Here is a 15,030-nt window from a genome sequence, read left to right as displayed (position 1 = left end):
TCACGGCCTCCCGAACAGGCGCCTGATGCGGCCCCCGCGCGGACCGGCGACGCCGACGGCCCTGCGGACCTCGGTGGCCGCTCTGGCCACCGATGCGGCGGCGCTCGCGAGGTCGCTCGCGGTGGCCTGCATGGTGTGGGTGACCGCGGTGAGGGACGTACCGGTCGCGGCGAGATCGCGTTGGATGACGACCAGGCTCGCCCCGGCGTCCGCGACGTTCCTGGTGAGCGCCTCCATATCGCCCTTCATGTCGCCGGTCATCAGCTCGGCGACGCCGCGCAGCTGCGCGGTCGCGGTGGTGAGGCCCTCCGAGTGCTCGGCGATCTTCCCGACGAGATCGGTCTGCGAGGTGCCGATCACCTTCAGCCGCTCGTCGATCGACTCGGCGGTCTTGGTGTAGCCGCCGACGCCGCCGGCCAGCCCGGCGGCGGCGCTGGTGAGGTCCGTGACACCGCCGGACAGGGCGGCGGCGCTGGCCCGGTACACCTCCTGGTCCCCGCGGTAGTCCGCCAGCGCCTCCTTGAAGCCCGTGAACAGCGGCACCATCTGCTGGTCGATGAGCTGCCGATTGGCCTCGCCCGCTTGCTGCAGGACGGCCGTCGCCTCCGCGCCCACCCGCGTGGTGGTCTGCTCACCCTGCATCTGGAGGGCGGACAGCACCTCTCCGGTCTCCTTGCTGACCCCTTCCAGCAGCTTCTTGGCGTGGACCTGCAACTCTTCAAGCCGCTCGGTCGCGGATCTGGAGATGGCGGTGTTCTCCTTGGCCAGCTGCTCCGTCTCGCGCACCGCGAGTCTGATCATCTCCTGCGTCTCCGTCAGGACGCGTTGCGCCGCCTCGGCCCATTCCTTGGCGTTGTCGGGCGCCTTGACGTTGCTGCTCTCGACGGCGAGGCCGAGGGAGTACAGCGCGTCGTCTGCGAGCGTGTTGACCCTGGCGAGCGCCCCGTCCGCACTGCTCTCCAGACGATGGGCCCAGATCGTGAGGGAGAGCACGATGAGCAGGAGGAAAAAGGAGAGCAGTGCCGTTTCGGCGAACGTGGGGAGAGGGCTGCCGTCGAATCGGCGCTGCCATAGCACGAGGAATGGCTGCGTCGTCAGATCGGGATGCGCGCTGACCGTCCGGTGGTAGTCCCAACTGGCGATGGCCAGCGCGATCCATGTGATCATCAAAGGGAGCAGTGCGGTGGCATTCCGCCAGCCGACGATTCGCCGCACCCGGGCGTGCTGAATCTCCGTAAGCTTGTAAAACGTCACACCGAGCGCCACGAATCGATCGAGCAGTGCGAAATCGCGGCGCCGCGCGGCGTCGTCGGCGATCGAAAGACGCTCGGCGTCATCGGGCGCGCCGAGGAGTATCAGTTCGTCCCACAGCGTCGCCAGCTTCCGGGCCGCCTCGCCGCCGTGTTTTCCCAAGGTCGCGACATGAGAGAAGGTACCGGCAGGAGGCGCGGCGACCATGTATTCCTCCGATGTTCCTCTAGACCCGGCGGAGTTCGGCGGCGGGTCGGGTGGCGGGTACGGCGTCGCGCGGCATGCCGTGAGAAGGCAGCCGAAATTCAGGCTGTATCGACTCGGGCTTCCCGGCCCCTATTTTAGTCGGGATAAGTGCCGTTCATAGGCGCGATGCCTGACCTGTTTTGGTCTACGGCGTCGTTCACAGCTCGGTGCGCAGAACCTCCAAGATCGGGTCGTCGGGCGGGAGCCGGTCCTCGGCGATCCGCAGCGCGCGTGCGGTGAGCGCGCGCGCTTGTTCGTGCTGGCCGTGCAGGCGGTGGCTGGCGGCCAGATCCCGCAGCCACGGCAGCAGTTCGCTGGCCCGGGGGCCGTACGTTCGCTCGGCCAGGGACAGCGCGCGGGTCTCCGGCGGGATCGAGTCCTGCGGCCGGTCGAGCTGGTAGTACAGGTTGCCGATGTAGCCCAGCGCCTCGGCCACCCGCATGTCATCGGGCTCGGGCTCGGCTTCGATGAGCTTGAGCGCCCGCACCCGCAGCGGCAGCGCCTCTTCGTACTCCTCCAGGGCGTAGTGGCTCGCCGCGAGATTCTGCAGGCGCAGGATGACGTCGGGGTGATCGGGGCCGAGTAGCTTCTCGGTGAGTTCCAGGCAGCGGCGTTCCAGCGGTACGGCGGCCGCGTACTGCTCCGCTGAGAAGTGGTTGTTGCCGAGCGCGCCGAGTTGCCCGGCGACGTCGAGGTGCTCGGGCCCGTACTCGGCCTCGGTGATCTCCAGTGCCCGCTGCCACTGCGGGATCGCCAGGTCGTACTGCTCGGTCTGCCGGTAGGTTCCGCCGAGCTGTTCCAGCAGCGACACCAGGGCGATGCCGGAGTCCCCGTGGATGGCCTCGGCGGCGGCGAGCGCCCGTTGCAACAGCGGCACGGCGTCCTGGTAGCGCCCGAGTTCGCGGTAGGTGGTGGCGAGGTTCTCCAGCCGTAGCAGGAGGTCGGGGTGGCCGGGGCCTTCGGCGTCCACGAGTGCCAGCGCGCGCCTTTCCAGCGGCGCCGCGTCCTCGTACCGGCCGAGGCGGAAGTAGGTGGTCGCGAGCGCGCCGAGCCGGTCGGCGACGCGGATGTCGCCGCGGCCGAACTCGCTCTCGGCGACGGCGAGCGCCCGCTGTCGCAGCGGTACCGCGTCCTCGTGGCGTCCGAGTTCGCGGTAGGTGGTGGCCAGGTTCTCCAGCCGCAGCAGGACCTCGGGCCGGTCGAGCCCCTCCGCCTCCACGTGGGCCAGCGCCCGCACCTCCAGCGGCACGGCGTCCTCGTGGCGTCGGAGTTCGCGGTAGGTGGTGGCGAGGTTCTCCAGCCGCAGCAGCAGGTCGGGGTGGCCGGGCCCCTCGGCGTCCACGAGTGCCAGCGCGCGCCTCTCCGGCGCCACCGCCTCCTCGAACCGCGCCAGCCTGAAGTACGTGGTGCCCAGCCTGCCGAGCCAGTCCGCCACCCGCGGATCGGAGGGGCCATAGGACGCCTCGGCGATCGACAGCGCCCGTTCCTGCAGCGGCAGCGCCTTACCGTGCTCACCCGCCTCCCCGTAGGTCGAGGCGAGCGACTCCAGCTTCGGCAGCAGCTCCACCGACCGCGGCCCGTGTTCGAGGTCCACGATGGTGAGCGCGCGCCGCAACAGCGGCAGCGCCGCGGCCGGGCGGTCCAGCCGCCGGTACGCCCATGCCAGGTTCACCAGCCGCAGCGCCACGTCGGGATGGTTCGGGTGGTGCGACAGCTGGGTGATCAGCAGCGCCCGGCGCTCCAGCTCCATCGCCTCCTCGACCCGGTCGAGGTTCTCGTACGCCGTCGCGAGGTTCCCGAGCCACATCGCGATGGTGAGGTGGTCCGGGCCGTAGGTCAGCTCGGCGATGCTGATCGCCCGCTTCAGCTTCGACGCCGCCTCCTCGTACTGCTCCAGCGACATCAGGCTGCTCGCCAGCCCGACGAGCCGGTTCGCCACATCCCGGTGGTCCCATGGATAGGCCCGCTCGATGATGAGCAGCGCCCGCCGGTCCAGCTGCAGCGCCTTCTCCGGGAGGTCCAGGTGCCGGTAGGTCGTCGCGAGCGCGCCCAGCCTGAACGACACGTCCGGATGGTCGGGGCGGTGCGCGGCCTCGACGATCCGCAGCGCCCGCTCCTCCAGCGGCAGCGCATCCCCCGGACGGCCGAGGTCACGATGGGTCGAGGCGAGGTTCCCCAGCGCGGTCGCCACCTCCGGATGGTCCTCGTCGAAAGCCTCCTCGGTGATCGCCAGCGCCCGGAGCTCCAGCTTCAACGCCTCGTCGAGCTCGTCGAGATCGCTGTGGCTGCCCGCGAGGCCGCCGAGGAAGCGGGCGATGTCCGGATGATCGGACCGCAGCGCCTTCTCGCTGATCGCGAGGGCACGCCGGTTCAGGGCCAGCCCGTCGGCGACGCGTCCGAGCTCGCGGTAGCTCGCCGCCAGGTCGGCCGCCCGGTAGGCCACCGCGATGTGCTCGGTGCCGTGCACCGTCTCGGTGATCGCCAAGGCCCGCTCCTGGAGCGGCGCGGACTCGTGCGTCTGCCCGAGGTCGCTGAAGAAGGCGGCGAGGTTCGCCAGTGGCAGGGCCACGAATTCGTGCTCGGGGCCCATCGCGGCTTCGGCGATCTTCAACGCGCGGGTCTGTAGCGGGACGGACTCGGTGATCCTGCCGAGCGAGCTGTAGGTGGTCGCGAGGTTGCCGAGCGCTGTCACCAGGCGCACGTCCTCGGGCCCGGCCGTCCGCTCGATGATCGCGAGTGCCCGCTGCTCCAGCTCGACGGCGTCCCGCGGGCGGCCCATCGCCGAGTACGCGGCACCAAGATTGCCGAACAGGGTGGCCAAGCCCAGATCGTCCGGCTCCATGAACCGTTCGCCGACGGTGAGCGCCAGCTTGGCGAACCTCAAGGTGACGTCGTGCTGGCCCTGCGCGGAACTGAAGAGCCCTGCCTGGTTCAGCAGCCGGCTGAACGCCGCGTCGGTGTTGTCGTCGCCGATGTTGTCGGCCAGCGCGTGGACGTGCGGCAGCAGGGCCCACCAGCGGGGCCAGTCGGCCATGTTCGACGACGGGTCGGACGGCGCCGCCGCGTCGAGCAGGTCGACCGCCGCCGCCGCGAAGGTACTCAGCCCCGACGACGTCGTCTCGGTGTCGGTCATCCGCAGCACCGCCTGCACGAGCCGGTGGACGCTCACCGTGTCCCGGGTGAGCGTGATCATGCTGTACGACTGGAGCAGCGCCAGCATCCGGTTCGCGGTGACCTCGTCCCCGGACGCGTAGGTCTCGACCAGATCGCGCGGCACATCGTCCGGCCCCAGCCACGCCAGCACGCGCAAGAGGTCCACCGCGCCGGGATCGGCCGCGAGCAACGCCTCCAGGGTGATGTTCCATACGCGGGTGATGGCGCGTTCCTGGACCTCGTCCGGGGCGACCTCGGACAGGATCCGGCCGAACCGGTCGACGAGCCTGGCCTCGTAGTCGGCGATGGTCTCGTGGTTGCGGTTGATGTAGGCCGCCGCCTGCTCCAGCGCCAGCGGCAGCCGCCCGAGCACGTCCGCGACCCGGCGCGCGGCGTCCCGGTCGTCCTGCTCGGTGCGTTCGAGGAGCATGTCGGCGGCCCGCTCCGGGTCGAGCATTCCCAGCTTGACCGGGGTCAGCCCCCGCTTCCGCCAGTCGATGTCGCGCCGGGTCGTCACCAGGACACGGCCGTCGTGGTCGGTACTGAGGAACTCGCCGATGGCGTCCGGATCCTCGACGTTGTCCAGGACGAGCAGCCAGCCGCCATGCGCCAGCAGCCAGTTCATCGCCCACTGCGCCGCGAACTCCGGATCGGTGATCTTCAGCAGCGGGTTGAGCCGGCCCGCGATGTCGACGAGCCCCTTGGCGATGTTCTGCTCGGTGTCGGCGGTGATCCACCAGACCGAGGAGTAGCGGTCGCGCTTGCGGTGCGCGTAGTGCAGCGCCAGCTCGGTCTTCCCGACGCCGCCGAGCCCGGCGACGCTCTGCCCGACGACCTCGGCTGCGCTTTGCCCGACGACCTTGGCCGCGCGCTGCCCGACGACCCCGCCGCCCGCGTCCAGCACCTGGTCGAGCCTGTCCAGCTCGCTTTCCCGTCCGACGAAGACGTGCGAGGGGCGCTGCCGCACGTTCCACACCCTGGGCGGACGGACGGCGCGCACGTCCGGCAGCCGGCCGCCGAGGTTGTAGTAGTTCTTGATGTTCCCGGTCAGTACCGTGCCGCTGATCTCGCGTGCGGCGACCGAGCGATCACCCGACGCGGTCGGACCGTTCATCGCCAAACACCACGTCCCCGTCATCCGGATGATCCCGAGCGCCGATGTGCAGGGGCGGGCTCGAGACAGAAGAACTGTGCCGTCAAAGGGTGAGCGGACCCCGCGCTGGTATGACCGATAAGTCTATCGCCACGTCGGCCGCCGGGCCGGGTCGTCGCGGGATGGCCGATACCGGTTGACCCCTCGTCACGAGCATTTCCCGATCATCGGGTGATCTCCGCGCCGTCTCCCGTGGAGGCGACACCGGAGATCGTGTGCGCCGCGATCGACCGTTCCCCGCTCGCGGTCACGCTCATTCCGCCCGGCGCCGCTCCGCCCGCGGGCGCCTCGTCGAGAATGGCGCGGATCCGCGCGGCGAGTTCGGTGTCGGCGGCCAGCGCCTTGCGGATCTGTACCCGTAGGACCGCCTGGAGATCTCCGTCATCGGGGCTCTCCGCGAGTTCGACCAGCGCCTCCGGCGCGTCCTTCTCCCGCCGGACGCCGAAGATCTGCTGGAGCAGCCGCCGCCCGACCCCGGCCGCCGGATCCGCCGCCTCGTCCTGCCCCCGGTCCAGTGCCGCGGCGCCGTAGGTGTGCACTGCCGCGGTGATGTATGGCCGGACCCGCGGGTCCAGGTCAGCGCTCATCCTCATCGTCCTCCGCCTTGAGGGACCGCCCGAGGTCGCGCGGCCCCCGTGGCCCCGCGGCCCCCTCGTCACCGCGACACTAACCCGCCGGCCGCGGGCCGCTCTGTGAATTCCAACCGGTAACGGCGCGCGGATGCCCGTCTCGCGCTCTCCCGGCCACCGATTTCGCGGCGATCTCATCCATGGGCCGACGTCCGGCGAATAGTTGAGGGTCGGCCACGAATTTTCCTGATGCAGACGATCATGTGCGAGGGCTGACGCCGCACAGGGGAAGTGCTCGGCTCCGACCGGATCGATGGACGGAGGGATGATGCTGGAAGGCGGCTACCAGCACAATCGGATCGGCGTGTTCTGTGGTGCCCGCCCGGGGGTGGACTCGCGGTACACCGACTTCGCCGCGGACTTCGGCGCGGTCCTCGCCCGTCGCGGGGCCGGGCTCGTGTACGGCGCCGGCGGTGTCGGCATCATGGGTGCGCTCGCCGCGGCCGCCGACGCGGGCGGCGCCGCGATCACCGGGGTGATTCCGCACCACCTGCACGAGCGGGAACGCGGCACCAACGTCCGCGGCAGGATCTTCATCGTGCGCTCCATGCACGCCCGCAAAGCCCTCATGTACCGGCTCTCCTCCGGCTTCGCCGTCCTGCCCGGCGGCTTCGGCACGCTGGACGAACTGCTGGAGGTCGCGACCTGGAACCAGCTCGGGCTCCACCGCAAGCCGCTGGTCCTGGCCAACCACAACGGCTTCTTCGATCCCCTGCTGGTGTTCCTCGATCACATCGTCGAGGAGGGATTCCTCGCTCCCGCCGAGCGGACCTGCATCCAGGTGGCCGCCGATCCCGAGGACGCTCTGGACCGCCTGACCGGCACGGCCATGACCTCCGGGCCCGCATGACGTTCGTCCGGAACGGAAACGACGGGCAGGTCACCGAGTGAGAGCCGCCGACCTTGCGGTCGGCCGAACACCTCAGCTCGAAGACCTGCCCGCCGTTCCCTCAGGAACCCGGCAGAGGGGCGGCGGCTAGTGCGACGGGTTCGGCGACGTCTCAGCCGCCCGCGGGCTTGACCTGCGGGAAGCGGAGGATGCGGTCATCGCTCGCGCCGGGGCTGCCGCGGCCGTCGCGGTTGCTCGTCGTCACCCAGAGCCAGCCGTCCGGGCCGAACGCGACCGTGCGCAGCCGTCCGTTGGTGCCTTGCAGCACCGCCGTGGGACGGCCCGACGTCCCGCCCTTGCCGTCCAGCGGGACCTGCCACAGCCGCCGGCCGCCCAGCCCGGCGACGTACAGGGTGTCGCCCGCGACGGTGGCGCCGCTGGGCGACGCCTCCTTGGTGGCCCAGGTGGCGATGGGGGAGCGGAACTTCGGCTCGCCGCCGGGGCCTTCGACCTCCGGCCAGCCGTAGTTCCCGCCGGCCACGATGTAGTTGGCCTCGTCCCAGGTGTCCTGGCCGAATTCGGCGGCGTACATCTGCCCAGCGCTGCTCCAGGCGAGCCCTTGCACGTTGCGGTGCCCGAGGGTGTAGATCACTGTCTTCGGGTCGGGGTTGCCGGGGGCGGGGGATCCGTCCGGCTTCATTCTCAGGATCTTCCCGGACGGGCTGCTCGCATTCTGGGCGTTGGGCTTCTGCCCGGCGTCGCCGGTGCCGGCGTAGAGCATTCCATCGGGGCCGAAGGCGATGCGGCCGCCGTTATGGAAGGAATTCTTGGGAATACCCGAGTAGACGACTTCCTGCTGGGGTGAGGCCGCCAGCTTGAAGCGGACGATCCGGTTGTCGGAGGCGGCGGTGTAGTAGGCGTAGACGTAGCCGTCCTGCGCGTAGGTCGGTGAGACCGCGATGCCGAGCAGCCCGCCCTCGCCGGCGGGCTGGACCCCGGTGAGTTTGGCCACCTCGGTCGGCTGCGACCCCGGGGTCACCTTCAGGATGCGGGCGCTGTTGCGCTCCGACACCAGCGCGCTGCCGTCGGGGAGGAAGGCCAGTCCCCAGGGGACGGTCAGGTTGGACGCCGCGACCTGGGGGGCGGAGAAGTCGAACGCGGGGTTGGCGGCCATCCGCGGCGCCGGCCGCGTGACCGCGGTCTGGGACGCCGGGGAGGCGGGGGCGATCGCCACGGACGCGACGGCGAAGACCGCGGCCGGCGCCAGTGCGCGCATTGTCAGGGGCATCTTCATTCCCATGTCTCCTCAATCATTTGGGGCCCCGATGTGCTGTTTCCACGATGAGTCGTTCGGAAGACTTACCGGGCGGAATTCGCGACCATTGAGGAGCTGTCCGGCGCAGTTGTTAGGCGGGACAGATGTTCTCCGGGCTCCGTCGGCGGCATGACGCCTGCTGAGGGACGGGACGGCACTGGGAGCCTCACTGGTGTGCCTTTTCGGAGGGCGGGGGGAGAGCGCTTTGGTCGCACGACGTTGGAGCGCTCTGTAACGCCTTGTAAGGTACCCGTCCCATCGCCTGATGTGAAGCCTCTAGTTTTTCACCTTTCACATGCGGCCATCCTGTGATAGTCGAATATCGGCATGACCTGGAGGCCCTGGCCGTTCCGGCGGGAGCCCGGGCCGGGAGGCGTCCCGTCCCCTTCGAGGCCCCTGGAGGCCGGCCGCCCCGCCCCGCCCCGCCCCGCCCCGCCCCGGCGCGACGCGGCCGGTGAACTCTGCAGTTGGACGGCCGCCGGGCGTCGGTACTGGTCATCGGTGGCGGCCCTGGACGCTCGTTGGCCGCGGGAAGACCGCCGGGTTACCTTGACCCGGCCACGCCGCGGATGTTCATGGGCCGCGGCCGAACCCGAAAGGCGAGAAGGGTGCCCGAGACCAGAGTCAAGCGATTAGCCAGGAGCAAGACCCGGATGTGGGGGTGGACCTTCCGATGACCATCAGCATCGAGCGGCCGGCGGCCGCGGCGGCACCACCGGCGGTTTCGCTGCGGAACCGCGGCCGCGGCACCACCACGGCCGCCCGGATCGTCGGCGTCGGCACCGCCGTCACGGCCACCTCCTACGCCCAGGACGAACTGCTCGACCTTCTCCAGATCACCGACCCGAAGATCCGATCGGTCTTCCTCAACAGCGCGATCGGCCGCCGCCACCTCACCCTGCCCCCGAGCGACGGGGCGGGCGCGCGGCAGTCGGAGGCGCAGGGCGACCTGCTGGACAAGCACAGGAGGCTGGCCGTCGAGATGGGGGCCGAGGCGCTGGCGACCTGCCTGCGGCAGGCGGGCGCCGAGCTCCGCGATCTCCGCCACCTGTGCTGCGTGACCTCCACCGGATTCCTCACGCCCGGCCTGAGCGCGCTGCTCATCCGCGAGCTCGGCATCGACCGGCACTGTAGCCGGACCGACATCGTCGGGATGGGCTGCAACGCGGGGCTCAACGCCCTGAACGTCGTCGCCGGCTGGGCCGCGGCGCACCCCGGCGAACTCGCCGTCGTGCTGTGCGCCGAGGCGTGCTCGGCCGCCTACACCTTCGACTCCACGATGCGGACGGCGGTCGTGAACAGCCTGTTCGGCGACGGAGCCGCCGCCGTGGCCCTCGTCGCGGACGACGCGGGCCCCCGAGACGAGGGCACCGCGGCCGACACCGTCCCGCCCCCGGAGCCGCGGGGGCCGCGCGTCCTCGACTTCGCGAGCTGCATCATCACCGACGCGGTCGACGCGATGCGCTACGACTGGGACCGCGACCAGGGCAGGTTCAGCTTCTTCCTCGACCCGCAGATCCCCTATGTGGTCGGCGCGCACGCCGAGCTCGTCATCGACAGGCTCCTCGGGAGGAACGGCCTGCGCCGCAGTGACATCGGCCACTGGCTGGTGCATTCCGGTGGAAAGAAGGTCATCGACGCCGTCGTGGTCAACCTCGGGCTGAGCCGCTACGACGTCCGCCACACGGTCGGGGTCCTGCGCGACTACGGGAACGTCTCCAGCGCCTCTTTCCTGTTCTCCTACGAGCGCCTGCTCCGGGAGAACGTGACGAGGCCGGGCGACCACGGGGTGCTCATGACGATGGGACCCGGTTCCACGATCGAGACGGCGCTGGTCCAGTGGTGAGCGTGGGGGGATCGGACGGCCGTGTCGTCCTGCGGATCGACGGCGCGCGACCTCTCTCGGCGGGCACGGTGCAGGTGGTGGCCGCGATCTGCGACCAGGTCGAGGACCATGGCCGGCCCGGTGTGGTCGAGCTGCACGTGTCCGGCGCACCCGGCGCCCACTGGACGCGGGATCTCACCGCGGGCCTGGTGACCAGATGGGAACGCGCGGTGCGCCGCCTTGAGCGGCTCCCGATGACGACCGTCGCGGTCGCGTCCGGCGACTGCGGGGGGACGGCCCTCGACGTCCTGCTGGTCGCCGACCTCCGCGTCGCGGCACCCGGGACGCGTCTTCTCGTCCCGACCGACGGGACGGGCACCTGGCCGGGCATGGCCCTGTACCGGCTCGTCCAGCAGGCGGGACCGGCGGCGGTCCGCCGGGCGGTGCTGCTCGGCGAACCGATCGGCACGGACCAGGCCGTCGCGCTGCACCTCCTCGACGAGATCGTCGACGATCCGGCCGGGCAGGTCGCGGCACCGGCCGTCGCGTCCGGGCTGATCGCGGAGCGGGAACTGGCGATCAGGCGGCAGCTGATGTTCGAGGCGGCCACGACGAGCTTCGAGGACGCGCTGGGCGCGCACCTGGCGGCCTGTGACCGGGCCCTGCGCCAGGGATCGGACGGCACGTCCGCGGCGGGCCGGGCGGCCGAGGCCGCCGGTACGGCCGGAGCGGCGTCGTGACGGCCGCCGCCGTCACCGCCGCGCAGGGCGAGGAGCTCCAGCGCGCCGCCACCGCGCTGACCGTGGCGGCCGAACGCGTCGAGGAGCAACTGGTCTCGCTGCCGCCGCCCGGGTCGCGGTCCGCGCGGCAGCGCGCGGCCGCCGAGGCCGCGCACGACGGGGCGCGGGCCCTGCGCGTCCGGTTCATGGAGGCGCACGCGGCGCAGGTCTACGACCGGCTCACCGACGGCCGGGCCCGCCCGCTGCGGATCGCCGAACTGGTGGAGGCCGCCGCGGCGGCCTTCCCCGGGCTCGTCCCCACCGCGGGACAACTCGCCGCCGAACGGAATCGGGCGCAGGCCGACAAGGAGGGTTTGGAGATCGACCAGGGCATCTTCCTGCGCGCCGTCCTGCGCTCACCGGTGGCTGGCCCGCATCTGCTCGACGCCATGCTGCGGCCGACACCCCGGGCACTCCGGCTGCTGCCCGAGTTCACCCGGACGGGCCTGGTCGAGATGGAGTCGGTGCGGCTGGAACGGCTCGACGGGGTGGCCCGGCTGACGATGTGCCGCGACGACTGCCTGAACGCCGAGGACGAGCGGCAGGTCGACGACATGGAGACCGCGGTCGACCTCGCCCTGCTCGACCCGGGCGTCCGGGCGGGGCTGCTGCGCGGCGGGGAGATGAGCCATCCCCGCTACCGGGGCAGACGGGTGTTCAGCGCCGGCATCAACCTCAAGAGCCTGCATGCCGGGGACATCTCGCTGGTCGGTTTCCTGTTGCGGCGCGAGCTGGGCTACATCGGCAAGCTCGTCCGGGGCGTCCTGGTGGACGACGACGGGCAGCCGTCGCGCCAGGGGTCGCCGCAGCGGTCGCCCCGGTGGCACTCGCCCGCCATCGAGAAGCCCTGGACGGCCGCCGTGGACACCTTCGCTATCGGCGGCGGGGCTCAGCTGCTGCTGGTGTTCGACCAGGTCCTCGCCGCGTCCGATTCCTACTTCAGCCTCCCGGCCGCCCGCGAGGGCATCGTTCCGGGGGCCGGCAACTTCCGGCTGGGGCGCGCCGTCGGCCCGCGGCTCGCACGCCAGATCATCCTGCGGGGCCGCCGGATCTGGGCGACCGAGCCCGAGGCGCGGCTGCTGGTGGACGAGGTCGTGGAACCCGAGCGGCTGGACGAGGCGATCGAGGCGGCCGTGCGCCGGCTCGACGGCGACGCGGTCGCCGCCAACCGGCGGATGCTGAACCTCGCGGAGGAACCGCCGGAGGAGTTCCGCCGGTACATGGCCGAGTTCGCGCTTCAGCAGTCGCTCCGGCTGTACGGCGAGGACGTCTTGGAGAAGGTGGGGCGCTTCGGAAGGCGGCCGGCATGAGCGGGAGGCGGTCCCGGTGAGCGCGGCGGACGGCGTCCGGGTGCGCTACGAGAAGAAGGACCAGGTCGCCAGGATCACGCTGGACAGGCCCGAGGTCCTGAACGCGATGGACCTGCGGACGCACGAGGAACTCGCCGCGATCTGGGACGACGTCGAGGCGGACGACGAAGTCCGCGTCGCGGTGCTCACCGGCGCCGGCGACCGGTCCTTCTCGGTCGGGCAGGACCTCAAGGAGCGGGCCCGGCTGACCGAGCGGGGCGCGCCCGCGACGACGTTCGGCAGCCGGGGCCAGCCCGGCTGGCCCCGGCTGACCGAGCGCTTCGCCCTGTCCAAGCCGGTGATCGCGCGGGTCCACGGGTACGCGCTCGGCGGCGGTTTCGAGCTGGCGCTGGCCTGCGATCTCATCGTCGCCTCCGAGGAGGCGGTCTTCGCGCTACCGGAGGCGGGGCTCGGTCTCGTCCCGGGGGCGGGCGGCGCGTTCCGGCTGGCGCGGCAACTGCCGTTGAGGATCGCTATGGGGTACCTGCTCACGGGACGCCGCATGACCGCGGCCACGGCGCTCCGGTTCGGACTCGTGAACGACGTCGTCCCGTACGAGGATCTGGACCGGTGTGTCGCCGACTGGGCCGGCGACCTGATCAGGAGCGCGCCGCTGTCGGTGCGGGCGCTCAAGGAGTGCGTCCTCAGATCGCTCGACATGCCGCTGGAGGAGGCGTTCTCCTCCCGGTACGTCTGGGAGGAGCGGCGCAGGGTCAGCGGTGACGCCGCCGAGGGCGTGCGGGCCTTCACGGAGAAACGCGAGCCCATCTGGACGGGACGCTGACGTAGTCCGAGCCACGGCCGGCACTGCTCGCGGCCCGGCATCACCGCGGGTGCCGGGCCGCTTCCGCGCCGGGTCCATGGCTCACGGGCACCGCGGAAGCGAGGCCCGAATGGGCGGACGGCCGTGACCGGATTCCCACCCGGTCGATCAGCATCGCGAGAACACGTTGTCCCTGGTGACCATTGTTTCGTACCGTTCCGAACTATTGATCGTGATGTCCAGTAGGACGAAGCGGCAAGATCGCATCACTGTGGGTGATTCGAGCAAGAGGGGTAATTTGCCCAGTTCATTCACTCTTCGGGGCGGGAGTGCCTGTGGACTGCGATGATGACCGGAATGACCGCATCCGGCCGTCGCCTATGACCCTTAAGGCGGGATCGAATAACATTAACTTCTGTTAAAAGCACCGGGGCAATGCTTGAAAAAGGAACTACGGGTGATCGCTGCGTTTCTGGCCGTCAATTCCGGACCGCAACAAAAGGGGGATATGTTCTGCGTCGAATATGCTGATCAGCCTCAATGAAACTAGTTCAACTTCGTGCGACGAGGAATCGGTACCGATGGCCACCGCCGACGGTGTACTACGCCGATCCTTACAACCCCCGCTGTCTGTTCTCATCAGCCCACAAGGCGCGATTCAGATGCTGAGGAGTTGACTTGCAGTCCGCACCAAGTCAAGTTGATCTACATGCCGTAGAAGAAGTAGAGATAAGTTCGCTTTTGGCGGGCGGGTCGCCGCGGATCGCGGGTGAGAGTCCCGCGCACGTGGAGACCCTCGTCACCTGTCAGGAGCAGCTTCCACCGATCATCGTGCACCGCCGCACCATGCGCGTCATCGACGGCATGCACCGGCTCCGGGCGGCCACGTTACTCGGCCGGCGGAAGATTGCCGTCCGGTACTTCGACGGGCCCGAAGAGGACGCGTTCGTCCTGGCGGTGAAGTCGAACATCGCGCATGGACTTCCGCTGTCACTGGCCGACCGCAAGCGCGCGGCCGAACGCGTGATCGCCTCCCATCCGCAATGGTCGGACCGAATGATCGCCTCGGTTACCGGAATCTCGGCGAAGACGGTCGCCGAGATCCGCAGGATCACCGGAGTCGACGCCGCGGAGGGATCCGGGCGGATCGGCAAGGATGGGCGCGTCCGTTCCACCGATGTGACCGAGGGGCGGCGGCTCGCCCATGAAATGATCATCAAGAACCCCGCTCTTTCGTTACGTCAGGTCGCTCGTGCGGCGGGGATATCCCCAGAGACCGTCCGGGATGTCAAGAACCGAGTCCTGCGCGGCGAGGACCCGCTGCCGCAGGGACGGTCGAGAGAGCTCGTCGGCCAGGGCGTCACCGGCACACTCGCCGCCCCGGCCACCCTGACCGCCGGTCGCGTCCCCATGCCCGGCTCGGCGCCCCCGTCCGCGGTGGTGGTCGAGCGTTTGCGGGCCGATCCCGCGCTGCGATTCAACGAGAACGGCCGCGACCTCTTACGGCTGCTGAACCTGCACACCCTCCGGACAGAGGATTGGAACAAGATAGTCGACAGCGTGCCCCCGCACCGCATGGAAACCGTGGCCCAGCTGGCGCGCGACTGCGCGCGAAAATGGCTGGAGCTCGCCTCTCTGATCGAACGAAATGCGTTACAAGCTTGATCTTGTTCCGTGAGTCGGCGGTCTTCTCGACCCGACTCGCTGATGGTCACCTGAATGATACCCGGCGCATTTC

Annotated in this window: 10 protein-coding genes; 6 read left to right on the top strand and 4 right to left on the bottom strand. The window is 70.3% G+C overall.

Features of this window, described 5'->3' with window-relative positions; all coding sequences use genetic code 11:
- The 3 genes from AMA02S_RS05025 to AMA02S_RS05015 form a co-directional block, all read right to left on the bottom strand.
- The gene (locus AMA02S_RS05025; protein ID WP_157430393.1) at positions 1–1,413 is read right to left on the bottom strand and encodes a hypothetical protein; all 1,413 of its coding nucleotides are present in this window, start codon (positions 1,411–1,413) and stop codon (positions 1–3) included.
- Between the two features lie 241 nt (positions 1,414–1,654).
- Entirely contained in the window at positions 1,655–5,764 is a 4,110-nt protein-coding gene (locus AMA02S_RS05020) for a tetratricopeptide repeat protein (RefSeq protein ID WP_067452358.1), read from the bottom strand.
- 203 nt (positions 5,765–5,967) lie between these two features.
- Positions 5,968–6,390: a hypothetical protein gene (locus AMA02S_RS05015; protein ID WP_067452355.1), complete on the bottom strand. Its 423-nt coding sequence runs from the start codon at positions 6,388–6,390 to the stop codon at positions 5,968–5,970.
- A gap of 307 nt (positions 6,391–6,697) precedes the next feature.
- Here AMA02S_RS05015 and AMA02S_RS05010 point away from each other — a divergent pair, with 307 nt between their 5' ends.
- A complete protein-coding gene (locus tag AMA02S_RS05010; protein ID WP_084264820.1) occupies positions 6,698–7,282 on the top strand; it encodes an LOG family protein in 585 nt (194 codons plus the stop codon).
- 151 nt (positions 7,283–7,433) lie between these two features.
- Here the strand turns inward: AMA02S_RS05010 and AMA02S_RS05005 are convergent, their stop codons facing one another.
- Positions 7,434–8,555 (bottom strand): PQQ-dependent sugar dehydrogenase, encoded by a 1,122-nt coding sequence (locus AMA02S_RS05005; protein ID WP_084264647.1) that lies wholly within the window; start codon positions 8,553–8,555, stop codon positions 7,434–7,436.
- Between the two features lie 694 nt (positions 8,556–9,249).
- Between AMA02S_RS05005 and dpgA the strand changes: the two genes are divergently transcribed.
- From dpgA to AMA02S_RS04980, 5 genes are all read left to right on the top strand, one after another.
- On the top strand, positions 9,250–10,422 hold the full coding sequence (dpgA, locus tag AMA02S_RS05000) for a 3,5-dihydroxyphenylacetyl-CoA synthase DpgA (protein WP_067453851.1): 1,173 nt from the start codon (positions 9,250–9,252) through the stop codon (positions 10,420–10,422).
- Between the two features lie 2 nt (positions 10,423–10,424).
- A complete protein-coding gene (dpgB, locus tag AMA02S_RS04995) occupies positions 10,425–11,141 on the top strand; it encodes an enoyl-CoA-hydratase DpgB (protein ID WP_067452349.1) in 717 nt (238 codons plus the stop codon).
- Positions 11,138–12,490: a (3,5-dihydroxyphenyl)acetyl-CoA 1,2-dioxygenase DpgC gene (gene dpgC, locus AMA02S_RS04990; RefSeq protein ID WP_067452343.1), complete on the top strand. Its 1,353-nt coding sequence runs from the start codon at positions 11,138–11,140 to the stop codon at positions 12,488–12,490. The genes dpgB and dpgC overlap by 4 nt, the downstream gene beginning before the upstream one ends.
- A 16-nt stretch (positions 12,491–12,506) precedes the next feature.
- The gene (gene dpgD, locus AMA02S_RS04985; RefSeq protein WP_067452340.1) at positions 12,507–13,313 is read left to right on the top strand and encodes an enoyl-CoA-hydratase DpgD; all 807 of its coding nucleotides are present in this window, start codon (positions 12,507–12,509) and stop codon (positions 13,311–13,313) included.
- Between the two features lie 657 nt (positions 13,314–13,970).
- Positions 13,971–14,957, top strand: coding sequence for a ParB/RepB/Spo0J family partition protein (locus tag AMA02S_RS04980; protein ID WP_067452337.1), 987 nt, complete (start codon positions 13,971–13,973; stop codon positions 14,955–14,957).
- The last annotated feature ends 73 nt before the right edge of the window (positions 14,958–15,030 follow it).

The organism is Actinomadura macra NBRC 14102, from assembly GCF_001552215.1.
Taxonomy (GTDB): Bacteria; Actinomycetota; Actinomycetes; order Streptosporangiales; family Streptosporangiaceae; genus Spirillospora; species Spirillospora macra.
The sequence above is the reverse complement of the archived record's forward strand: the minus strand, read 5'-3'. Positions and strand labels throughout refer to the sequence as shown.